Annotated in this window: 19 protein-coding genes; 12 read left to right on the top strand and 7 right to left on the bottom strand. The window is 61.2% G+C overall.

What is annotated here, in order from left to right; translation table 11 throughout:
* Window positions 1–5 precede the first annotated feature (5 nt).
* Complete coding sequence (locus tag JNM85_01120) at window positions 6–2,972, bottom strand: cadherin-like domain-containing protein (protein MBL8086652.1); 2,967 nt, start codon at window positions 2,970–2,972, stop codon at window positions 6–8.
* 167 nt (window positions 2,973–3,139) lie between these two features.
* Between JNM85_01120 and JNM85_01115 the strand changes: the two genes are divergently transcribed.
* Genes JNM85_01115 through JNM85_01080 form a run of 8 tightly spaced genes read left to right on the top strand, consistent with a single transcriptional unit; the run spans window position 3,140 to window position 10,734 of the window.
* Window positions 3,140–3,745, top strand: coding sequence for a hypothetical protein (locus JNM85_01115; protein ID MBL8086651.1), 606 nt, complete (start codon window positions 3,140–3,142; stop codon window positions 3,743–3,745).
* On the top strand, window positions 3,742–4,686 hold the full coding sequence (locus tag JNM85_01110; GenBank protein MBL8086650.1) for an HTTM domain-containing protein: 945 nt from the start codon (window positions 3,742–3,744) through the stop codon (window positions 4,684–4,686). Before JNM85_01115 ends, JNM85_01110 begins: the two co-directional genes overlap by 4 nt.
* A complete protein-coding gene (locus JNM85_01105) occupies window positions 4,683–5,558 on the top strand; it encodes a hypothetical protein (GenBank protein MBL8086649.1) in 876 nt (291 codons plus the stop codon). Before JNM85_01110 ends, JNM85_01105 begins: the two co-directional genes overlap by 4 nt.
* Window positions 5,551–6,012 (top strand): GAF domain-containing protein, encoded by a 462-nt coding sequence (locus JNM85_01100; GenBank protein MBL8086648.1) that lies wholly within the window; start codon window positions 5,551–5,553, stop codon window positions 6,010–6,012. Before JNM85_01105 ends, JNM85_01100 begins: the two co-directional genes overlap by 8 nt.
* 32 nt (window positions 6,013–6,044) lie before the next feature.
* Complete coding sequence (locus JNM85_01095) at window positions 6,045–7,946, top strand: 1-deoxy-D-xylulose-5-phosphate synthase (protein MBL8086647.1); 1,902 nt, start codon at window positions 6,045–6,047, stop codon at window positions 7,944–7,946.
* A 24-nt stretch (window positions 7,947–7,970) separates the two neighbouring features.
* Window positions 7,971–8,414: a response regulator gene (locus JNM85_01090; GenBank protein ID MBL8086646.1), complete on the top strand. Its 444-nt coding sequence runs from the start codon at window positions 7,971–7,973 to the stop codon at window positions 8,412–8,414.
* On the top strand, window positions 8,411–9,322 hold the full coding sequence (locus JNM85_01085; protein MBL8086645.1) for a polysaccharide deacetylase family protein: 912 nt from the start codon (window positions 8,411–8,413) through the stop codon (window positions 9,320–9,322). Before JNM85_01090 ends, JNM85_01085 begins: the two co-directional genes overlap by 4 nt.
* Window positions 9,319–10,734 (top strand): putative N-acetylmannosamine-6-phosphate 2-epimerase, encoded by a 1,416-nt coding sequence (locus JNM85_01080; protein ID MBL8086644.1) that lies wholly within the window; start codon window positions 9,319–9,321, stop codon window positions 10,732–10,734. Before JNM85_01085 ends, JNM85_01080 begins: the two co-directional genes overlap by 4 nt.
* On the opposite strand, the gene JNM85_01075 is transcribed toward JNM85_01080, so the two are convergent.
* The 4 genes from JNM85_01075 to JNM85_01060 are packed head-to-tail and all read right to left on the bottom strand — an operon-like array spanning window position 10,731 to window position 17,279.
* Window positions 10,731–14,294, bottom strand: coding sequence for an efflux RND transporter permease subunit (locus tag JNM85_01075; protein ID MBL8086643.1), 3,564 nt, complete (start codon window positions 14,292–14,294; stop codon window positions 10,731–10,733). The two genes, JNM85_01080 and JNM85_01075, sit on opposite strands and share 4 nt — an antisense overlap.
* 5 nt (window positions 14,295–14,299) lie before the next feature.
* Window positions 14,300–15,751, bottom strand: a complete 1,452-nt coding sequence (locus JNM85_01070) for an efflux RND transporter periplasmic adaptor subunit (GenBank protein ID MBL8086642.1) — start codon at window positions 15,749–15,751, stop codon at window positions 14,300–14,302.
* Window positions 15,748–17,037, bottom strand: a complete 1,290-nt coding sequence (locus JNM85_01065; GenBank protein ID MBL8086641.1) for a TolC family protein — start codon at window positions 17,035–17,037, stop codon at window positions 15,748–15,750. The genes JNM85_01070 and JNM85_01065 overlap by 4 nt, the downstream gene beginning before the upstream one ends.
* Window positions 17,034–17,279 carry an AbrB/MazE/SpoVT family DNA-binding domain-containing protein gene (locus JNM85_01060; protein ID MBL8086640.1) on the bottom strand — a complete coding sequence of 82 codons (246 nt, stop codon included), beginning with the start codon at window positions 17,277–17,279 and terminating at the stop codon, window positions 17,034–17,036. Before JNM85_01060 ends, JNM85_01065 begins: the two co-directional genes overlap by 4 nt.
* A 108-nt stretch (window positions 17,280–17,387) precedes the next feature.
* Between JNM85_01060 and JNM85_01055 the strand changes: the two genes are divergently transcribed.
* From JNM85_01055 to JNM85_01040, 4 genes are read left to right on the top strand one after another with little or no spacing between them, the layout of a single operon-like run.
* Window positions 17,388–18,014 (top strand): HAD-IA family hydrolase, encoded by a 627-nt coding sequence (locus JNM85_01055; GenBank protein MBL8086639.1) that lies wholly within the window; start codon window positions 17,388–17,390, stop codon window positions 18,012–18,014.
* Between the two features lie 28 nt (window positions 18,015–18,042).
* The gene (locus tag JNM85_01050; GenBank protein MBL8086638.1) at window positions 18,043–19,863 is read left to right on the top strand and encodes a bifunctional homocysteine S-methyltransferase/methylenetetrahydrofolate reductase; all 1,821 of its coding nucleotides are present in this window, start codon (window positions 18,043–18,045) and stop codon (window positions 19,861–19,863) included.
* Window positions 19,860–20,672: a metallophosphoesterase gene (locus tag JNM85_01045; protein ID MBL8086637.1), complete on the top strand. Its 813-nt coding sequence runs from the start codon at window positions 19,860–19,862 to the stop codon at window positions 20,670–20,672. Before JNM85_01050 ends, JNM85_01045 begins: the two co-directional genes overlap by 4 nt.
* Window positions 20,673–20,685: 13 nt before the next feature.
* A complete protein-coding gene (locus JNM85_01040) occupies window positions 20,686–21,489 on the top strand; it encodes a metallophosphoesterase (protein ID MBL8086636.1) in 804 nt (267 codons plus the stop codon).
* A gap of 54 nt (window positions 21,490–21,543) precedes the next feature.
* Here JNM85_01040 and JNM85_01035 read toward each other — a convergent pair whose 3' ends face one another.
* Window positions 21,544–22,239: a PEP-CTERM sorting domain-containing protein gene (locus JNM85_01035; GenBank protein ID MBL8086635.1), complete on the bottom strand. Its 696-nt coding sequence runs from the start codon at window positions 22,237–22,239 to the stop codon at window positions 21,544–21,546.
* Window positions 22,240–22,385: 146 nt separating this feature from the next.
* Window positions 22,386–23,513, bottom strand: a complete 1,128-nt coding sequence (locus tag JNM85_01030; protein MBL8086634.1) for an ATP-grasp domain-containing protein — start codon at window positions 23,511–23,513, stop codon at window positions 22,386–22,388.
* Window positions 23,514–23,536: the final 23 nt, after the last annotated feature.

Raw genomic sequence — 23,536 nt, 5'->3', positions numbered from 1 at the left:
GAACTCTAGTTGCCTTCTAGGTCGTAGCCGGCGCTCAAGATGAGATAGTCGAAGAAGTCGACCGTATTATCTCCGTTGAGGTCGGCCCGGGCATCGTAACCCGAGTCCCCCAGTGACTTTTCGAACGTATCGCTCATGATGAGGTAGTCGAAAAAGTCGATTTGGTTGTCGTTGTTCACGTCTCCGTTGATCAGGCTGATATTGGCCGTGGCCACGGTCGTTGAGAAGTTCACACTTGCCACCGTGCCTCGCAGCCACTTCTGGCCCTTGATCGCCACGTCGTAGTTGCCCGACAGAGTCGGCGGAACCAGATTGATCACAAACTGGCCACTGGCGCTGAGGGCTACGTTGAACGTGTAGAGCGGAGCGGGCGAACCCACCGTCCGGATCTGGACCTCGACTGGCTGCCCAGTCACAGGAGCCGTCCAACCGGAGAGCGTGACCGTGCCCAACAGCTGAGGTCGCGGACCGACCGTGATCTGCACGGTGGTCGACGGACTAAACAGCGCCGAGTCGCTCGCGCGGTAAGTGAAGCTATCCACACCCGAGAAACCAGCGTTCGGGGTGTAGGTGAAGCTACCGTTCGCGTTCAGCGTCAGGGAGCCGTTCGCCGTGGTCGTGAGCAGAGCCGCGGTCAACGTGTCGAGTTCGGCATCGGTGTCATTGCCCAGCACGCCCGGAGCCCCGATATTCAGGGTGGTTGCGTACGGCGTGTTGTAGCTATCCGCGACACCGCCAGGCGCAGTGTTCTTCTGGATCACGAACGTGGACGAGGCCTTCGACCAGCCCGATCGGTTGTAGCCGATTTGAACGTTCTGATTCGAGGGTGCGGCCACCGTCGTGATCGCAAAGTCCGCGCTCGTCGCACCGGCAGGCACCACGACCGTGCTCGGCACCGACATGTACGAGCTCGCTTCAGTCAAGTTGACGGTAAGACCTCCCGCCGGAGCCGGATTGGCGAGCAAGATCGTGCCTGTGCCCGTAGCACCCGACTTGATCGTCGCGGGCACCGTCATGTTGACGGCCGCGCTCTCATTGATCGTGATGCTCGCATTGTTGATGTCAAAGAAGATGTTGTTAACTCCTTGAATCTTGATGCGACCCGTGGTGGTGTTCACCCAGGGAACGGTGATCGAAGCGCTACCCGAGTTGGCGGTTGAGGCCAGTAGCGTCGTTTCCGCGCCAGTGAAGAAGCTTGTCCCACCATTTGTGGACATCGTGATGTTTACATTTGCAGTGGCACCGGATCCGCCCACCGTCCAAGCGACGGGGACCGTAGCACCCGGGACCCATGCCGTAGCGGAATTGGCGGTATCCACGGTGAATGCCGTACCGGACATGGTGACCGAAACGGACTTCCATTCCAGTTCACCGCCGCCGGCGCGGTTGTCACGCACGCTCACGCGGAACGGGATCGTCCGCGTTGTCGTGGCGAGCGTCTCGTAGTTCGCCACGGCCGTGCCCAAAATCGTCGTCAGCTTCGGGAACACCCGGTAACCGACAGTGACGGGCTTGATGCTGCGGAAAAGCGGCGTGGTGGCGTACTGCTCCCAGCAGTACGTCAGCGCATCGCCATTGGCGTCCGTCGCCGACGCCGAAAGCACGAACGGCGTGCTCAACGGAATCGTGTAGCTGGTTGCCGGAACGGTGACGACCGGGGCACTGTTACCGTTTGCAGTCGAGGTGCCCGTTGCCAAGGCGCGCAGCGTGAGCACCTCTTGGTAGCTCACGTGGTGGAAGTAATCGTCTGAGTTGCTTTGGACATTCTGGCCCGTGCAGATGCCTGCGTAAGCCATGATCGTCGAACCGCTGCCTGGCTCGAAAGCGGTAGACGGATTGCCGTTTCCAGCACAGCTTCCTGTTGTCCCTGCGAATGTGTGGTCTCCGTTGAACTGGTGACCCAATTCGTGTGCGACGTAATCGATATCAAATGCGTCGGTCGTCGGAGGGCTGCCGGTAGTCGCGCCGCGAGCCTTTTGGCCGGTGACCCCGACCACGCCGAGTCCAGCGACACCGCCACCTCCGGTGCCCATGATGTGTCCGACGTCGTAGCTTGCGTTACCTACGTTCGTGTCGCAGCGGGTCTGGTTCTGTCCAAGGAGGGTCGAGACGTTTGAGTTCGTAAATCCGTCCGTGGCCGGGTCGAGCACTGCAGGCTCGGAAGCGGGGCCAAGGTACACGGCATTGAGCCGGATGGAGAAGTCTCGCTCGTAGATACCGGTCACGCGGTTGATCGTGACGCCCATCGCCGATACGGCCGCCGCCGAGCCGGTCCCAGTATTCGAACCGAAGTAGTTGCAGTACTCGCCGGTGGCGTTCATCGCCAACCGGTACGTCTTCAAGTTTGCGCCAGTGGCCATCGGGAAGAGGTCGCCTGACCCCTCGCGCTCCGAGTTGATGAAGTTCTCGTCGAACTCGGTAACGTAGCACGTCCAACCGGGGATCCTTGAGAGGTTCTCGCGGTTGTACACCACGTAATCGCGGGTGTTACCAACGGCGATTGGATCGATGTACTCCGTGCCGTTCGGGCTGAAAACCATGGCGTGGAACCCGAGTGCGGTGACACTGATTCGGCCGTTGCGTGTCCGGTCATCGAGACCTTGGACGAGGTACGTCTTGATGTAGGGGAGCTTGGCCTGGAGTTCCGGGCTCAAAATCGACGATTCAGCGACGGCGAAGCGTTGCCAGGTCCCGTCCGAAATCGGGAGCGTGATCACAGCGGGGCTTGAGAAGAGACCCACCGCCCGCTCTTCGGGCGCATTCGCAAGCGACTGCCTTAGCGTCGCGAGATCTAGCGAATACGTTTTGGCGTCGCTGACGCGACCAAGGATGGTGCTCTTCTCAGCAAGCTTGCTGGTGACCTTGAGGTCTTTCCAGCCCTTGATTTGCGCAAACGAAGACGCCCCGGCAAGACATGCAAGGACGACCAAGAAAATCCGGGAACCTGCCCGGTTAAGTTGGGATGAGTTCATGATAGCTATCTTCACTCCGGTCGCCCATGAAGCGACGGAAAGTATTTCAAAGAGTGTACGGCAAGTTACAGCAATATCAAAGCCAAACCCACCCCACACTCGAATCAGACATACTCGTAGACATGGGTAAGGAACCCAGTAGTTCGCACGATTTTTCAGGACGACGCGTGCACTGGATCGTCAAGGTCCTCCTCGGATTCCACGTAGTGGCCATCTCCTTGTGGTCCGTTCCCATCACGGACAAGCGATACACCGCTTTCACTGACCCGAACTCCACGCCCCGTCAGCGAGCCACCGCACCGACCCCGTCCTTGGTCACTCGGTTTCAAATCTGGAACGACACGACCATTCGGCGCGATTCATTTGTCCGGAAGTACTTGCTGGGTTCGGGGACTTGGCAGTACTGGGACATGTTCGCCCCCGATCCCATGAGCATGGACATTTGGGTGGACGCCGAGATCGAGTTTCTGGACGGCAAGAAGGTCACGTATCCCTATCCCCGCATGTCGCAAATGTCGTACCCCTTGCGGTACGTGAAGGAGCGGTACCGCAAGTTCATCGAGCGCGGACACCTCGAGGACTATTCCGTTCTTTGGCCCAGCATCGCCAAGAGACTCGGAAAGCTGGCCAAGGCGGAGTACAACCAGCCGATCGCGTCGGTCACACTCGTGCGACATTTTCGCAAGCTGAATGGACCGGGCAAACCCATCGGACCATTTCAAACCTTTAAGTTCTATCGCTACGAGTTCACGGGGTCCGAGGCCAAGCCATGAAGAAGGCGCTCTCTGATCTGAACACTGCGATCTTCGGCTGGGGCTCACCCGTGACTTTGGGGTTCTTTCGGGCGGTCTTCTGCTCGCTGGTGACCATCAATCTGCTGATGATCAGCATCGACTTCGGCGCATGGTTTACGGAGGATGGGTACGTTCCCGCCGGGCTCGCCAAGGTTTGGCAGGGGCGTGACTGGTTCTTCTCACCGCTGACGAGTGTGACCGACTCGCGCATTACGATGGCATTCATGATGCTGGTGATCGTAGCCGGTGTCTTGAGCGCGCTCGGGCTGTTTAGCCGAGTTGCGACGATTGTCCTGGCGGTTGGCATGGTCACGCTGCATCACCGGAACCCGTACATTCTGCACGGAGGCGACACGCTGATGCGGTCGGTGTGCATTTACTTGGCCATCGCACCCAGCGGGCTGGCTTGCTCGCTCGATCGGATGCTCATCCTGCGCAAGAACCCAGAGGCACCACTGCCCGCAATCTCTCTGTGGCCGCAGCGGTTGCTTCAGTACCAATGGGCGCTCGTCTACCTCACGACCGCATGGGCAAAGGCGTACGGACACACATGGCACGATGGCACAGCCGTTTGGTATCCGCCGCAGATCAGCGAGTTTCACCGGTTCAACGTCCCTGCGTTCATCGATCAGCAACCGATGATGGCAATCCTGACTTACGGCACGCTGATCGTGGAGGTGGCGCTCGCGACGCTTGTTTTCTCGCGACCATGGCGCAAGTGGGTGCTCCTGAGCGGAGTTTTGCTGCACCTAGGTATCGAGTGGCGACTGAATATCCCTCTCTTTGCGTTCCTGATGATGAGCGGCTACTTGACGTTCTACGAAGGAGAAGAGATGGCCGGGTGGCTCAGGCGCATGAGCGAGCGATACAAGCTCCTTCGATGGGTGCCGAGTTGGATGGGTCAGGAGCAAGCCATTTGAGTCGCCTGGGTGACCTATTCCGCTTCTCGAGGCCGGCTGGCCCCGGGTTCGGGCTGAGCAAGGGGTACTACCTCACGGTCATGGTGCCGCAGGCCCAACTGCCGACCCCGCGCCAATTGGTGAACCCGAAAGGTGAAGGAGGTGCGGTACCCGGGTTTATCGTTCCCGAGGTAGGTGATAAGTCTGCGCTTGACGTCAGTCTCAGTCGTGGCCACTTTGCCGTGGCGAGCAGCGATCGCAAGAGCGTGCTCCGCATGACCGTGTTCAGCCGCGACGAAGCCCGGTTCGATCCGGATGTCTTCTTGCGCTCGGAATTCGCGCAGAGATTGGATCCCGAACTGCGCAGCCGTCTTGCGGCGACGTGGAGTCTCATTCAGTTGACGCTGCATTCACACGACGCAGCCGTTGTTCCAACATTGATGTTCACCTTGCAGTGCGCCCACCGCGCCGCGCTCCTAACGCAGGGCGTCATCGCCGATCCCCTTCGCGAGTCGTACGAGTTACCCGAAGAAATGGTCCTGGACGGCTTCGCCATCGATCAGCATGTAGGGGTCGTGGTCGCAAGCGGCGACGGCATGTTGGTGCTCGAAACCCGCGGTATCAGCAAGTTTGCGTTGCCCGAGATTCGGCTTTCGGCAGTTCCGCCGGACTTGGTGCCGCTTGCCCAGGCGTTTCTGCTGAGTCTGGCCGCCACGCACTTCCAGCGTGGGCGACTCAACGTGGAAGACCACGTCGGTGCCGCGCGCGCTCGTTTCCTCGTGGCCACCGCGCCCACAACTCCAGGGCAAACCCCAAAGGTGTTGGAGCTCGTTCCGCTCGACCACACCACAGTAGCCGATTGCCTCGCGGCTTGGAGAGAAGAGCATGAGTAAGATCGACTTGGACGTCCTGCGTGCGAGCGATCTTTCCGGGCGAGCCCTTCGTCAACGTGCCATGGAGATGCTCGACGCGCTCGCGGGCTACGACTGGTCCGGGATCTACCGATTGGAAGCAGGCACCTTGGTCCTCGACGCCTACGTTGGAGCCGAGACGGACCACACGCACATCGCTGTCGGGGTCGGAGTCTGCGGCACTGCGGTCGCCGAGAATGCGAACCAGGTCATCGACGACGTCCGGAACCTTTCGAACTACTTGGCCTGTAGCACCCAGACACGGAGCGAGATCGTTGTACTCATCCGGCGCGGAGATGAGGTCCTCGGCCAAATTGATATCGACGGACACGAAGTTGGCCGATTCACCGTTGAAGATGAAACGCACTTGGAGGAACTGGCAGCACTCCTCGCCCAACGATGGGATGAACCCGCTGCACCGTTTCCGTCGGTCTGAACCGTATAGCTTAGTAAGCGGAGCCCCATTTTATGAACTCATATGAATTGCTTTCCCAGATTGTTCAACCCACTGACCTACACAAACTAAGTGACAAAGAGCTCGGCCAGGTGGCCGACGAGCTTCGCCAGTGCATTGTCGAGAGGGTGAGCAAAACTGGGGGGCACTTCAGTTCGAACTTGGGAACGGTGGAGTTGACCGTCGCCATGTACGCGGCTTACTCGATTCCGCCCGACAAAGTGGTTTGGGACACGGGCCACCAAGCTTACCCCCACAAGATGCTCACTGGCCGCATGGACCGGTTCGATACCCTCCGCAAGCACAAGGGGCTGTCCGGGTTCTTGAAGCGAGAAGAGCACGAACTCGACGCCTTCGGCGCGGGACATGCAGGCACTGCGATCTCAGCGGCCCTCGGTTTTGCTGCCGCGCGCGACCGGCTGGGCACCGATGAACGCGTGATTGCCGTCGCCGGAGACGCCGCGATCTGCAGCGGCATGAGTTGGGAAGCACTCAATCACGCGGGGGAGATGCGCACCGACTTGGCGGTCGTTTTGAACGACAATCGCATGTCGATTGCCCCCAATGTCGGCGCTCTTACGACCCACTTCACGAGGCTCCGCTCGCGCCCGCTCATCCAGGACTGGGCTCAGCGCGCAAAGTCCGTGGCCGAGCGCATGCCGAATCCGATGCAGCGCGTGGCCTCTGGTTTGCGTCACAGCATCACCCACTATTTCGCCCCTGAGCCTACGGGCGCGATCTTCGAGGAGATGGGATTTGAGTACATCGGCCCCATTGACGGTCACGATCTGCCCACGCTCCTTGAGATCTTCCGGAACGTCCGCGAACTGAGCGGCCCCATCTTCGTCCACGCGATCACCGTGAAGGGGAAGGGGTACAAGGTCGCCGAGGACGATGCTCGCAAGTGGCACGGCGTCACTCCGTTTGATGCGAAGAACTGCGAACTGACGCGCAGTACGGGGCCCGTGACGTATACGCAAGCCTTCGGCGAAGTAATGTGTGAACTGGCCGAGGCCGACCCGGCAGTCGTGGCGATCACCGCGGCCATGCCCGATGGCACGGGACTCAATCCGTTTGCGGAGATGTTCCCGGATCGTTACTACGACACCGGCATCGCCGAGCAGCACGCAGTTACGTTTTCGGCGGGGCTCGCTGCAGGCGGCATCAAGCCGTTCTGCGCGATCTACTCCACGTTCTTACAGCGCGGATACGACCAGGTGCTGCACGATGCGTGCATCCAGCACCTCCCGGTCCGGTTCTTCATGGACCGCGCAGGGCTGGTGGGCGACGATGGCCCCACGCACCACGGTGCATTCGACGTCAGCTACCTCACGCACATTCCCGGCATCGTGGTCCTGGCCCCGCGCGATACGACGGAGTTGAAGGAGATGGCGCGATTCGCTGCCGGGTACCAGGACGGCCCGCTGGCCGTGCGCTACCCGCGCGGAGCTAGTGACGATCGTCTCCCGGAAGCGCGCACGCCGATTACCCTGGGCAAGGCCGAAGTGGTCCACGAATCTGCGAACGCTCAGGTGACCATCGCCGCGCTTGGGAGCATGGTGAGCGTCGCTTGGGAGGCGGTGGAGCAACTCCGAGCCGAAGGGATCGAGTGCAACGTAATCAACGCTCGGTTTGCCAAGCCCATCGACATGGAAACGATCGCCTTCTTTGCTGAGAAGACGGGATCCTTAGTGCTCGCGGAAGAGAATGTGCGCACGGGTGGGTTCGGCCAGCAAGTGCGCGATGGACTGCAGGAGCTGGGCCTCGGGCACATACGCTCGAAGATCGTAGCGTTGCCGGACCACTTCGTGGAGCACGGCGCACAACCGCTGATTCGCGCCGAAGCGGGCATTGGCCCAGACGCGATCGTCGCCGCGGTGCGAAGCGTTATCGCAAATCAGGTTCGAATGCGCTAGACCCGGTCGGTATACTTGGTCACAATGCCCACCGCACTTGTGATCGATGACGAAGATGCCGTACTAAGCTCCATCAAGCGAAGGCTTGAGCGCGCCGGCTTGACCGTCACCGCGGCGAGCTCTGCCGAGGAAGGGATGCGTCTGCTCAACGAGGCTGAGCACTCCTTCGACGTGATCATCACCGACATGAGCATCGAGACTCCGGACTCGGGCATGAGAGTTCTGAATTCCGCGTTTGAGCGCGACCTCTTCGCCGAGGTGCTGGTCATGACCGCGTACGGCAACGTTGCGAACGCAGTAGAGTGCATGCGGCGCGGCGCATTTGACTACGTCGAGAAGAACATGCCCGGCGTGGACGTTTACGAGTTGCTTGCGATGAAAGTAGAGAACGCCTTGGAGCGGCGACGCCAAGATATGCGCACCATCGAACGGTGGGAGCGCGTTGCGAAAGCCGTCAGCAAGCAATGAACCTGCGCCGATGTACCGCCGCAGCAATGCTTGCGGTCTGCCTCGTCGGTTGTTCTTCGAGCCCTCGCGTGGCGGTCGAGCCAGCAATCGTGACCGCGACCACGCTGCGAGCCGCTAGCACGCCTCCCCCGAAGCCGCCGGAACCGGCGCGGGTGACCAGCCGAAAGGCCAACAAGATGGGCGTGATCCCGATTCTGATGTACCACCGCATCCTGCCAACGGACGGACCGTACGATCGCTCGTACGCCAATTTCCGCAAGGATCTGGAGCGATTGTATCGCTTGGGCTATCGACCGATCACGCTCGCCCAGTACATCGACAAGAAGATCGACATCCCGCCAGGAGCTTCGCCGGTCGTCATCACGTTCGACGACTCAGACCCCACGCAGTACGCCACGCTCAAAGACGGCTCGCTCGATCCCAATTGCGCGATTGGGATCATGAAGGGGTTCGAGAGGCAGTACCCGGACTTCCGAGCGCGCGCCACCTTCTTCGTGAACCCCTATCGACTGTTCGGCAAGATGGAGCAGGGGATCCCCAAACTGAAGCAGTTGCAGGCATGGGGATGCGAGATCGCCGCGCACACCTGGCGCCACAGCAATCTCAGCAAACTGACCGACGCCGAGATCATGGCCGATTTTGATAAGACCAACGGCTTCCTTCGCCAGCACGGGCTGACGGTCCGGACCCTGGCGCTCCCCTACGGGATATTCCCCAAGAACCGCGCGCTGCTCAAGGACTATGAAGCCGTCGTGCTCGCTGGGAGTGGACCGGCCCGCTCTTGCTATGACCCCAAGCGAAGGCTACTGAACTTGCCCCGCGTCTGGGCCTATGACGGTCCGCTGGGCATCAACGATTGGTTGACGCGACTGAAATCGGGCAAGACCAAACCATTCGTGCAGCCATGACACGATCCGAACTCCTGGCCATCCTTGCGGACTCGCCGCTGATCGCCAGCGTCCAGGCCAGCACGGGCCCCTTGGAGCCGCCAGCCGCACTCCTGCCACTCGCCAAAGCTTCGGTGCAAGAAGGGGTGCGCTTCCTGCGATTGCAGGGGCTCGAAGCTATCGCGCTGATACGGTCAGCCGCAGGCGTTCCTACGATTGGTCTGGTCAAGCGTGAGTATGCCGACAGCCGGGTGTACATCACCCCTACCCTGGCCGAGGTGGACGTGCTCATCGAAGCTGGCTGCGAGGTGATCGCGCTCGATGGGACCATGCGCTACCGCCCCGGAGATGCCCAGCTTTCGGACCTCGTCCGTCGCATCCACGAGGCGGGGCGGCTCGCGATGGCCGATTGCGACACGCTCGCCTCGGCGATGGCTTCAGCCCGCGCCGGAGTGGACCTCATCGGCACCACGCTCGCGGGATATACCGAGGAGAGCAGCATGATTCCTCCCGGGCCAGCGATCAGTCTGGTGCGAGAGATTCGCGCTCGGACCGACATCCCGGTCATCGCCGAAGGTCGTTATGCGCAGCCTTGGGAAGTCTCCGCCGCGCGCAGAGCGGGTGCGTGTGCGGTCGTGGTCGGGGGAGCACTCAACGACCCGATCAAGCAGACGCGAGTCTTTTCGGCAGCGGCGGCCAATCCGCACGAATCGGTGATGGCGGTGGACATAGGCGGTACGTGGTTGCGCGCCGCTCGATTTGATACCAACTGGCAGATGATCGACCTCGAAAAGGTCGAGCTGCCGCAGGAGCGCGATGCGCGCACCCACTGGATTCGCGAGGTCGCCGAGAAATGGAACGTGCGGCGAATCGGCATCGGAACCGGTGGCACCGTCGCGCCTGGAACCACCCGAGTCGTTGAAGCGAAGCCGATCATCCCCAACCACGTAGGAACGAACTTTGCAGCCGCGCTCCCGGACCACAAGGTGGTCGCGCTGAACGATGGATTGGCCACCGCATGGGGACACGCCTGCCACGCCGACTTTGCCGGCATACGTGTCGTGACATTGGCCCTGGGAACGGGTGTCGGATGCGGCGTGGTGGACCGAGGCAAGATTCTGATGGGGCCGCAGGGTGGCTATCCGCGCCTGAACGATCTCGCGCTCCCGGATGGATCGACCTTCGAAGACGCGCTCGGAGGGGCGGCTCTGACCCCGAATCCCTCGGCCGAGCAGCGTCAGCGCGCTCAGGCAGCATGCGACACGGCCCTACAGATCGTCCGCACGATCTACTATCCCGAGGCGATTGTTGTCTGCGGCGGCGTCGGGCTCAGCGACTGGCTTGAGCTGGACGCCGCCAGGACTCCGTTCGGTCCCCATGCGGGACTCTACGGGGCAGCCGCGCTCGCGCTCTACCCCGGTTGGCGAGATTAGCTTGCGCTCGTCTCCGGTTCAGTCTGCTTCTTGGCAAGTCGCTGTCCAAGATCATCGAAGATCGTGTACGAGCACGGGATGACCAGCAGGGTCAGGAGCGTCGAAAGTGCGATACCTCCGATGATGGTGATGCCAATGGTCTCGCGGAACTCAGACCCGCGGCCGATGGCAAGTGCGACCGGGAGCATGCCCAGCAGCACTGCCAAGGTTGTCATCGTAATGGGCCGCAGCCGGGTCGGACCGGCTTGCGCGATCGCATCGTGCCGATTCATACCTCTGCTCCGGAGCGTATTCGTGTAGTCCACGAGCAGGATGGCGTTCTTACCAACCAGACCCACAAGCGCGATCAAGCCGATGAATCCGACGATGTTGAGCGACTTGTCGGTGAGCACCAGCGCAAACAGGGCACCGACGAGTGCCTGCGGCTGCGCCAACTGGATGATGAACGGCGATAGCAGGTTGTCGTAGAGCGAGGCAAGGAGCATGTAGACGAGCAGCAGCCCGACGAACAGCGCACTCATCAGGTACTGGCTCTCACGTTGTTGCACGTCGGCTTGGCCGAGTGGCTTGAGCACAACGCCGTCCGGCATAAGCTTCTCCTTTTGGATCAGGTCGTTGATCTGCTGTTGAACAGTGCCTGCCGCCTTGCCAGGCAACAGGTCTGCGGTGACCTTTACTTCCTCCTGGCGATCGCGGCGTTCGATCTTATCAACACTCGTTCCATCGCGACGAGTCGTCACGCTATCCACGAAGATGGGGTTGCCTTGCTGGAAGGCGATCGGGACTTGGCCGAGGAGGTCCGGGTTGTTCCGGTCTCCCAAATCCATCATCAGCCGAATGTCATACTCTTGGCCAAGTACCCGGAACCGCGTGTCGGTGTTGCCTTCGTAGAGGGCGCGCAGAGCTTGGGAGACTTCGCCGACGCTCAAGCCGGCGTCTGCCAGGCGCGGTCGGTCGGGGACAACCTGAACTTCGGGTTTGCCGCCCTTCGAACTGATGTCCACGTTGATGACCCCCTCCACCGCGCCTTCGGCCAGTCGATCTTTGATCTTGTTGGCGGCGGCGAGGAGCTTCTCGCGGTCGTCACTTCGGAAGGACATCTGGATGGCCGCGCCAAAGCCGCTGGCATCCGAAGCGGAAACAGTGACGTTGGCACCGGGGACGCGCCCGATCGCTTCGAGCATGTCGGCGGCGACGGCGGTGTCTCGGCGGGTCCGGAGTTTGCCCTCATGCTTGACCCAGAACATAACGGAGTCGAGGAGCGCGGTCTTGTCGTTGAGCGTGATGTCGACCTGTGCGTAGTTCGTACCTTGGTCGGCCGCGGAGTTTCCGCCGCCCTTCTGTCCGACGCGCGACACCACGTAGCGAGTGTCCGGGTGCTTCATGACGATGTTCTCGATCCGCTCGACGACTTTCTTGGTGGCGTCAAGGCTCGCCCCGGGCGGGAGTTGTACCGTCGCGGAGACCTTGCCGCCGTCGGCGACGGGGAAGAACTGGAACTTGAAGAGTTGATCCTGCTTCCACTGGCCGTAAGCAAATCCGCCGATGGGGAAAAGAGCGAGGATCAGTCCGAAGCCAATCGCGTTAGCAACCATACGCGTCCGGATGAGCGGGCGATTGATGTTTGCGATCAAAGCCGCGAGCCCCATGATCAGGAGCGCGACCACCAAACTAGCAGGCGGCGTGAGCATGGGCTTCATCCCGCTCCCTTCTGGCAACATTTTGCCGATAATGCTGAGCGGCCCCAGGCCAAAGAAGAACACGAACAGCGTCCCCCAAATGGCGAACTTCTGGACACGCTTGCTCCAGTAGCTGATGCCCATCGCGACGAGGCAGAGGGCGACAGATGCCACGATACCGCCCATGATCATCGGCATGATGTCGCTGAACTTCTTGGCGCTGCCAGCGAACATGAACATGATGATCCCGATAAGGGCGATCCACCCCATGATGAACACGAACCATCGGTGGTTCAGCGACCACTCCAGCGATCGGCGATACGAATGTTCGGCGCGGCCAAAGATCTGCTCGAACCGACGTGCGAACTTGCCTCCAAGTGCTTCGGCGTCTTCGCCCTGGCGGTACCAGCGCGAGGCCAGCATCGGCGTCACGGTGAACGACACGAAGAGCGAGAGCATGACCGCGATGGCAAAGCCGATGCCCAGCGGTCGGAAGAACTGTCCGACCACGCCGCCCATGAATCCGACCGGGAGGAACACGACGACGTCTGCGAGCGTGATGGCGATGGCTGCGAGGCCGATCTCAGATCGTCCGTTGATGGCCGCTTCCACCGGACCCTCTCCCATCTTGAGGTGACGATAGATGTTCTCCAAGACGACGATGGCATCATCGACGAGAACACCAACGGCCAGCGACAAGGCGAGCATGGACAAGTTGTTGACGGTGAAGCCGAACAGCTTGTAGAACATCAACGTCGCGAGCAGACAGACCGGAATGGCGATGGCGACGATGATCATCCCTCGCACGTTGTGCAGGAAGAGATAGACGATGGCCGCGACCAGCAGGATGCCGATGATCAGGGTCAGGTTGAGGTCGAACAGGGACTCCTCGATGCGGGTGGCTGATGCAAAGGTCTGGACAAACGTGACGCCGTACTCATCCTTGAGCTTCGGCAAGAGCGCGCGTGCTTGCTTCGTAATCTCAATCGCGTTGCCGTCGCGAGCTTTGAGGATGCCGATGGTGATCGCATCGCTTCCATTTAGGCGGCTGAAGCTGCGGCGCTCAGCAACGGCATCGCGTACCGTCGCGATGTCGCCCAGGCGTACCGAGGTCGCACGGCCCTGCCGGTCCGGAGACTGGATCGACAGCACCATGTTCTCAATGTCGGCGACCTTCTTGAACTCGCCGAGGACGCGGACCGAGGTCTCGCGGTCGGTGCCGACCATGCGGCCCGCTGGAGCGTTCAGCGATGCTACCGCTAGCGCCCGCTGGACTTCGGTGATCCCGATTCCGTACGTCAGCAATCGATCGCGCTTGAGCTGAACTTGAATCTCGCGAATGTCGCCACCGGTAACCGTGACTGCGGCGACGCCCGGAATCTGGCCGAATCGGTCCTTGACCTTCTGGTCCATCAGGTCGCGGAGCTGCTGGCTGTTGAGGGTGTCCGAGTTCACCGCCAACGTCAGGACCGCACCCGCCGAGAAGTCAAACTTGGATACCGTGGGCTTCTCAGCATCACGCGGAAGCTCGCCGACAATCCCGTCCACCTTGGCCCGGATGTCGCTGAGTGCGGTGTCCATGTTCGTGCCCACGTTGAAGTTCAGCACGACGACCGAGACGCCTTCCTGCGAATTCGAAGTGACTTCCAAGAGGTTGCTGATGCCCGCGACCGCCTCTTCGACCTTGCGCGATACGAGGGTGTTCATCTCCTCGGGGCCCGCGCCAGGATAGATGGTCGTGACGGTAGCCACGCCGAACGAGACATCCGGATTCTCTTCCTTGCGCATCGAGAAGTAGGCGTTGAACCCACCGAAGATGCACAAGAGCATCAGCATCAGGATGAAAACGGGTCGCTCGATGGCGATTTTTGTAAGTCCCATCTTGGTTAGCCTTTGGATTCCTTGGCTGGCGCGTCGAGTTTGACTTCAGCGCCGGGGCGTAGGCTCGTCTGACCTTCGATGACCAACGCCTCGCCGGGTTGGATCCCCTCGACTTGGAGCTGGCCGTCTCGTTGCGAGACTACGGCGACATCCTTGCGGACCGCCTTCAGTTTCTGTATGACGAAGACATACCGGTCTGAACCGCTACCCAGCACCGCGCTCATCGGAACGGTGATTGCTTGCACGGGCGTGCCGAGCTGAATGCTCGCAGTCCCGAACATGCCTGCCTTCACGACACCCGCCGCCTCCACCGAGATGCGAACCTTGAAGAGTCGTCCGGTCTGAGTGGCGACTGGGTTCACCGCGACGACACGCCCCGGGATCGGATCTCTGCTCGAGGACTTGACCGAGATCTGGACCGCCAGTCCGGTGGTCATCTCGCTCACTTGGTCCTCGGTCACGTCGGCTTCGAAGTACACGCTGCCGGTATCGACGACTCGCAGGATCGGGGTGCCCGGACCCGCGTAGGTGCCTGCTTGCATCGGCCGCCCGGACACAGTTCCTGAGAAGGGGGAGCGGATGTTGGCATCGCTCATGGCCGACTGCGCGAGGGCGAGTTGCTCAAGCGCTCCATCGAGCGCCGCGCGAGCGGATTGGACTGCGTAGGTGAACTGCACGTCCAGGGCCTTGTTGGCGCGTTCCGAGCGTACAGCCTGCTCGGCGGCCCGAACCTCTTGCTCGACGGCGGTGATGTCTTCGGTCCGTGCGCCGTTCGTCAGAATTCGTTCACCTTCCATCGCCTGCTCGTACTGGGCGAGCGATGCGGCGTACGCCGCCCGGCTTCGGTCGGCTTGACTCTGAGAGATGGCTCCCTGTGCGAGGAGCTCGATATCGCGCTCCATCTCCTTGCGTGCGACTTCCATGCCGGTGCGCGCGGCTTCAACGGCGGCGCGCGCTTGTTTGCGTTCCTCGGTCCGGGCTCCCGAGCGGATCTTCTCCAAAGAGGCTCGCGCTTGCTTGAGTCTCGCCTCCGCGGCTTGCAGCCCGGCGCTCGTGCGTTGGGGGCCTTGCTTGGCGGTGGCGAGCGCCTGGTTGTATTGCGCCCTCGCCGCCGAGACCGCCGCCGTTGCCTGGCGGACACGCGGTCCCAAGTCAGTGGTCTCTTGCCGCGCCACGACTTGGCCCGCTTGGACCGGATCACCGTCTTTGACCAGGACGGAAACCAGTCGCCCGCCGATCTTCGCGCCGACTTGGGCGTCGAGGCCGGCGACGAACTGTCCGGTCACTTCAATGGTGTTTTGAAGTTGGGACTCGCGAACAGGGAGGGTCTGAACCAGCACCGACTTGTCGTTCAGATTCTCCTGCGTTCGCTTGGCCTGCTGTTGCGACTCGCGGTCAACGCATCCGGCCATGGTCACTGCCAGAGCCAGCATCATCATCCATCGGATTGATTTCATTCTTTGTTCCCCTGTTGCTTCGGCGCGTTGGCCGTTGAAAAGTCGTCGCGTCCCGTCGCCTTCTGCAGCGCACACCAGGCGGTCAGCACGTTGTAGTTGGCGTTGTAGAGTGCCAGCGAGGCTCGGGTCGAAACCTCCTGGGCGGTGGTCACGTCGAGCAGGATCCCGCGGCCGCTCTCGAAGAGCACATTGGCGATCCGCAGAGCCTCTGCGGCTTCTTTCGTTTGCTGCTGCGCCAACCGCTGTTGCTCCTGAGCGGTGATGAGCTGGTTGAGCGCGACTTGGACTTCCAGCGAGACGCCCAACGTTGTCTGTTGCAGCGCTAGCTCGACCTGAGCCTCGTCTTCCTTTGCCTCGTTCACCCGGGCGCGAGTGAGTCCGCCGTCGAGCACCGGCCAGTTCAGGGTGAGAGAACCCGAGACCGTGTTCTTGCGCTGGAACGCGCCTGCATCGACGACGTGCTGCGCGCTGACGCCGACCGTAAGGTTCGGTGCCAGGCCGCGCTCACGAATGCGCCGGATGTTCTCCAGCGACACTTTCCGGTACTGAAGTGCGATGAGCTCGGGCCGATTATTCAAGGCGATGCGGACCGTTGCGTCACGTTCTGGTACCGGCTTAGCACCCGGTTCGATCTCGGCGACTTCGTAGTCGGTCTCAATCGGTCGGAACAGCAAATTGTTGAGGAGCTGCTTCGCCGTTTTCAGCCCGTTCTCCGCCGTCACGAGGTCGGATTGAGCCTGCGTGAGCGCAGTTTCAAGCCGAACGACGTCGAATTGAGCGACGCTGCCAACCGCGAACTTCTGGCGACCGATGTCCAGTCGACGCTGCGAGTTCTCGACCGCTTCCGAGTTCGTCTTCACCACCCACTGCGCGCGAAGCACGGAGTAGTACGCGGTCCGGACGTCAGCTCGCAAGGTGTTGGCGGCGGAATCCACACCGGCCTGCTGCGCACGAACGGCGAATGACGCCGCGCGCACCGCGGTGCTGATCGAACCCGAAAGGTCCAAGTTCCACGTGAGTTGTGCGCCGACGGTCTTGCTGTCGTTGCGCCCGCTGAAGGGCTGTTTGGAGTCGTAGCGAGTGTACGTTCCTTGAAGCCCGCCCTGCGGCAAGGTACCAGCTTTTGCCTGGTCAACTTGCGCCTCGCTCTTGCGGACATTGGACTGCGCGATCTTGATGGCCGGCGAGTTGCTGAGTGCGGTCTGGATGGCAACGTCCAGCGTCAAAACTGCGCCGGGTTCGGGTCCGAGCACCGTGGCTAGCACTGCATAGATAAGCAAATTCATGGGTTATCCTCGTCGGCGGTTTTCGATTTCAGGTTCTGCAATCGTGCGTTCATTTCTTCAAAGAACCCCATTGTCTCTTCCAGCTTGGCGACCATCAGCCCGTTGTGTACCGGATGCCGCAGGATTAGCAATTTCTCGCCTGGCTTGATGTCCAGGTCTGCCCGTGCCTCGGCGGGGATGACGATCTGTCCGCGCTCACCGACGGTTACGGATCCGTAAAAGCATTCACCAAGATCTTTCATGCACATACCCACCGCAGAAAATATGGCGTGGCATGTATTTCATACCAACGCTCCAGTTCCTACCTTAGCATGCTTCTGCAGATTGTTGCCAGTGGGTAGAGTCTCGAGATGGTCGTCTTCGATCTTGGCGGGGTCCTAGTGCACGTGGCGCAACGATGGCGTCAAGCCGTCGAGAGGGCCGCATTGCCGACCCAGACGCTCCAAAACCTCGATGTCCCCCTCGATCACTGTCCTCAGTTTGTCGATTACCAGGCGGGCGCAGTGGGCCAGAGTGCCTACCTAGAGAGTCTCCGCGGATACCTCGGTTTGGAGTCCGAGCTGCAGGCGCTGCTCGCCCACGATGGGATTCTGCTGCGACCGACCCTCGGGTCGCTCGACTTCGTCCGTCAACTCCACGCAGCGGGCATCCGCACTGGTTGCCTTAGCAATACGAACGCTGCTCATTGGGACGTGATGTCCGATTCCGCCAACTTCCCGGCGATCGCCATGCTGCAAGTCCCCGGGCTCTCGCACGTGATGCGCCTAGAAAAGCCGAGCCTACAAATCTATCGCGCCTACGAGGCTCTCGCCGGGGTCGAAGCCGACGAGATTCTCTTCTTCGACGACCTCGCCCCGAACGTCGCCGGGGCTCGGGAGGTGGGTTGGGACGCGGTACGGATCGACCCCGAGAATGGGCCCGTCGAGCAGATGAAGGCGGCCTGTCGTGAGCGCGGATTGCTGAGTCCAGTACAATAGGGCCTCCCCCGCGATGATGGCCCAACCGATGACTTCACGATTTATGGACGCACTTGCCCGCGGAGTGCTTGTTGGCGACGGCGCCACCGGAACCCGACTGCAAATGCTGGGGTTCGACAAGACCCCCTACGACCTGGCGTGTCTGCTCGATCCCGATCTCGTGCTCCGGGTCCACCAGGAGTATTTCGCGGCGGGAAGTGACTTCGTCGAGACCAATACTTTTGCTGCAAGCCGCATCCGTTTGGAGCACACGAACTGGGACGTACGCGAGCTGAACCGCCGCGCCGCCGAAATCGCGCGCGAGGCGGCAGGTCCGGACAAGCTCGTGGTCGGAGCCATTGGGCCTGCAGGAAAGGCGCTCGCTCCCATCGGAACGCTCACCCACGAACAAGTGTACGAATCGGTGTTCGAACAAGCCCAGGCGCTGGCCGAAGGTGGTGCCGACGCGATCTTGCTGGAGACCTACATTGACCTCGACGAGATCGCCACTGCCGTCCGCGCGGTCCGGGACGCATGTCCGCTCCCGGTGATCGTGAGCAAGGCGTTCATCGAAGATGGTGAAGCCTTGAGCGAGGGACTGCCGGGGATCTGTGCCGCCAGGATCGCACAGATGGGCGTGGATGCCCTCGGTGCGAACTGTGTTGTGGGACCCCAACGCATGGTGGATATCGTGCGTCAACTCTCCGAGGCGACGGACTTGCCGGTGATGGCCTTCCCGACCCCCGGGCTCCCCCAATTGGTGAAGGGGACCGTGGTGTACGACACCAGCCCCGAGTACTTCGGAAAGGCGTGTGCCCGGTTAGTCGAAGAGGGTGCGGCCATTGTTGGCGGCTGCTGCGGTACGTCGCCCGACCACATCCACGCGTTGCGCACTGTGGTCGAGGCGGGCATTCGCAAGAAGCAAGCGCGACCCGCGACAAGTGCCGAGCCGCGTGCTGCCAAGCCACTCGTGCAAGCCGAGCCGACCCGTCTAGCCGAACGACTGGCCCAGCGGCAATTCACCATCGCCGTCGAGATGGACCTGCCGCGCGGCCTGAACGTCCAAAAGGTGCTCGACGGTAGCAAACTGCTCGCCGAACGAGGCGCACACTTGATCGACATCTCGGATGGCGCGCGAGCGCGGTTGCGGATGAATCCGCTTTCCGTCTCGAAGATCATCCAAGATTCGGTGGACGTCGAAGTGATGATGCACTTCGCCTGCCGCGATCGAAACTTGCTCGCGGTCCAGGCCGACCTGCTTGGGGCACACGCTTTGGGAGTCAAGAACATCCTTGCGGTCACCGGCGACCCGGCCAATATCGGCGACTACCCCAGCGCGACGAGCGTTTACGACGTCGATAGCATCGGCCTGGTCCGGATCCTCAGCAGATTCAATGACGGGATCGATTTGGCGGGCAACACGGTTGGAATGAAATGCGCATTTACCATCGCGATCGCCTTCAATCCGCTGGCCCACGACATGGTCCTAGAGTTGGACCGGCTTGCACGCAAGGTGGATGCGGGAGCCCACGTGATCTACACTCAGCCGATTTTTGAGCCCGAACACATCGACCGCGCGATCGAATGTGCCGTGCGTGCGGGTCTGCCCATCTTCGTTGGGGTGCTGCCGCTACGATCGTCGCGCCATGCAGAGTTCATGCACAACGAGGTGCCGGGTATCGAAGTTCCTGAGCGCTTGCGCGCCAAGATGGCCGCAGCGATTGATGATGAGCAGGCCATGAACTTTGGGATCGAAGAAGCTCAGGCGCTGGCGAGCAAAGTCCGGAGCCAGGCGCAAGGACTGTACTTGATGCCGCCGTTTGGAAATCCGACCATTGCCGTGCGGGTGATGGAAGCTGTGAACGAATGAGCGTCACGCGTCGCCAGGTTTTGGGAATGGCGGCGGCAATGGCGGGAAGCGCTAGCCTGGGATACTTCGGCGAGTCAAGCCACGAATTGCGCGTTGAGCGGCGGACGCTCGAACTGCCGCGCTGGCGCGCCAACGGTTTCAAGGTCGCGGTCATTGCCGATATCCACTGCAATACCCCCTTCGAGCGAGATCGAGCGATCCAGGCGGTGCGCCTCGTAGAACCTGAGAAACCGGATGTCCTGGTCATGCCCGGTGACTTCCTAAACAAGGTTCATGCCCCCAACCTGAGGTACCTCCGAGCGGTGATGGAGGAAGTTGATTCGCTTGGGATCAAGACCTATGCCACGCTTGGGAACCACGACTATGGTTCGAGGGGACCGGAGATCATCAGCGAGGTCATCAATCGCTCCAGTGTGGAGATGCTCTCGAATCAGTCAGCGGTTTTCCAAGGCGTGACCATCGCCGGCATCGACGACGGAGTTTACGGAATGGACCGTCACGACCTCTTCGGAAGCGAAGCCCCCGATTCGCTTATCACACTCTTCCACGAGCCGGATTTCGTCAGCCGGATCGACCCGCGAACGAGTCTCATGATCGCCGGCCACTCGCATGGTGGCCAAATCTGTTTGCCATTCGGGTTGCCGATCTTCTCGCCCTACGGGGCGCGGCGGTACATCTCCGGTTTCTATCCCACCGCCCGCGCGCCGCTGTTCGTGACTCGCGGGGTTGGGACCTCGGTTACGCTGAATGTTAGGCTCTATTGCCCGCCGGAAGTCAGCATCCTGACCCTTAACTCAGCTGACGGGTAACCTCAAAGACAGCATGAAGTTTGCGAAGGCACTAGGGACGGTGGTCGCAGCGAGCGCAGGTGCGTTGCTGTACGGCGCACTGGTCGAGGTCAATCGGCTGGAGTTGACTCGACGCACCCTGATACTTGCGGATTGGCCGGAGGCACTGCGCGGGTTCCGAATCGGCCTCATCGCGGACTTGCATCTGCGCGACCACGGGACGTTGCAGCTCACCCAACGCGCCGTCGATATCTTGCTCGACGAGATGCCCGACATGGTCGTCATCGCGGGCGATCTGGTCAGCTGCTGGACGCCCAAATCGGAGGCGCTGTTGCGGCAAGCCCTTGATCCCCTACTGATGATGGACGGCAACGTCGTGGCGATCCCTGGGAACCGCGACTACTACGGCGCCGATGCGTCCAATCTGGTGCCGGTGCTGGATCACCTCAATATCCACCTGCTGCGAAACGAATCCTGGACTCACCAGGGGATCACCTGGCTCGGAATCGACTCGGCCAATGTGGGCGAGGCGGATCCGATCGGGGCGATGGAGACGATCGAGGGGCCTGAGCCGGTGATCGCGTTGTGGCACGAGCCGGATCTCGTCGAGTGGCTTCCCGAAGGGTGCGCGCTTATGCTCAGTGGGCACTCGCACGGAGGGCAGTTCACGACTCCCTGGGGCTGGGCACCGATCCGCAGCCGGAACGGCTCGAAGTACCTGCGAGGATTCTTCCCCGATGCGCCGACTCCCCTCTACGTGAGTCGAGGGCTGGGTACTACCGGTCCGCCGAGCAGGCTCTTTTGTCGCCCCGAAGTGACGATCCTTACGCTCAAATGAAGCAAATCGCCCGCCGTGAAAATCACCGCGGGCGACCTGCCGTTCTTTAGAGTATTAGGCTCGATTCTTGCGTCGGCGAGCGAGCATCGCTGCGCCAACGGCAATCGCGAAGATGGAAGCGGGCTCGGGAACCGGAGTAATGAGGTCCTGAGTGCCTTGACCGCTGAGAAGCAGGAGCTTTTGTCGCTGGGTAGCTGCACCTGTTGCGACGTTCATCAGCCAACCCTGGGCGATCTGCGAAACGGGATCCAATTGGATTCCGCTCATCGAAGCGTCGCGATCACGGCCAACGAGGTTTCCGCTTGCATTGGTGAGCGAAAGGTCGTTGTCGAATGCGATCTCCCAAACGGCGAGTTGGAAGGCAGCGGACTTCTCGGCGGTGTTCACGAGTCCGAAGTAGCTACCCCAAAGTCGCTCCATCGCATCGGTGCGGCCGCTGTTGAAGACCACGCCGCCCGGCACGGTGGACGAACCAAGAAGTGGAGTGACGTTCTGGTGGGTCGTGTTGACACCGGTGTTGATGAACTCGCCGAGCTCCACGCAGTAGGCGTTGTAAGTGGCCGGGACGAGCGTATCGGTACCGCCGGTGCGCGTACCGTTCCACTGGACCGTGCCCTGGTCTTTGTTCGCGCTGCTCAGCGTGAACTGGACGTTCTTGCCAAACGAGCTGGCGTAGGTGGCCGACAGCGTGCCTGCGTAGGCAGCAGAGGTGACCGCAGCAACAAAGCAAATCGAAATGAGTGATCGCATTCTTTCCTCTCACTGGACCTGGCAGATACGCCGGTCACTCACCTAAGAATACTGGAGCGCCGGGTTCGGGAGCTCAGCTTGTCGGCTGTTTGGACAACGAAGTATCCAAAACCTGGTAGTTCTTGCGGTCTCGTCCGTCGGGAAAACTACCGACGAGCTGCTTCTTCGGGCTGGCACCATGCCGCGTAGAACGCATCGCGCGCGGACTTGACCCGGGCCAATGCGTCCGGACCTGTCGCGTTGATATGTCCCATTTTGCGACCCGGGCTCGACTTGAGTTTGCCGTACCAGTGCACAGCGACTCCTGGGTCGTGCTCCAAGGCCGCTTGAAGGCCCGACCGCCAATCGCGGGCGTCGAGTTGTCCCAGCAAATTGGCCATCGCCGTTGGCACTCCGTCGAGCGGGGGCAAAGGAAGTCCCAGGCTGAGCCGAACGTGGAACTCAAACTGCGAGGGGCCGCCCCAATCGAGTGTGTAGTGGCCTGTGTTGTGTGGGCGCGGAGCGATCTCATTCACGGACAGCTTGCCGTCGGCAGTTTCAAAGATCTCGACTCCGAACAGTCCGTAACCGTCGATCGCCTCAACGGCAGCTTTGGCAATCTCGCTTGCGTCGGTCTCGGCGGGGAAAACGACGTCGCAGACGAAGTTCTTCTGCGAAGTCTCGACGGTGGGGAAGCAGCCGAACTCTCGGTGGGAGCGATAGACCATGACCGCCAGTTCCCGCTTGAACGGTACGAACTCTTCGGCAAGCCAGTTGCCATCGTCGATCTCGCTCGCTTGGTCGGCGAACTCCCGGGCATTCTCGACCATGCGGGTGCCCCGGCCATCATAGCCGCCGAATCGAGCCTTGAGCACCATGGGGAATCCGATCTTGGAGATTGCGTTGGTCCCATCAAGCTGGACCGCGACGGCATGGGGGCTTGGGACCCCCGCTTTGTGTAGCGCCTCGCGTTGTTTGAGCTTGTCTTGGATGATCGCGAGGGTTTCGAGACCGGGCGTAAGTATCTCAGGCTCACGGTGACAGAGTTGCAGAGCTTCAGCGATCGCCCCTGCGGGAATGAACTCATTCTCCAGCGTGACTCTGCTACAGTTCGCGATCATCCCGGCAAGGGCTTCGGGGTCATTGAGCTTGGCGACCGCTCCGGGTGCGACCATGCCCGCAGGAGAAGGGTCCGCAGGATCAATGCTGACGCAACTCAGGCCCATGCGCTGCGCGGCCATGATCGACATACGCGCAAGCTGCCCCCCGCCGAGGAATCCCAGATCGAACTGCATGGACGCGGTTTACCCGCAGGAAC

Source organism: Chthonomonas sp., assembly GCA_016788115.1.
In the GTDB taxonomy this organism is placed as follows: domain Bacteria; phylum Armatimonadota; class Fimbriimonadia; order Fimbriimonadales; family Fimbriimonadaceae; genus UBA2391.
The sequence above is the reverse complement of the archived record's forward strand: the minus strand, read 5'-3'. Positions and strand labels throughout refer to the sequence as shown.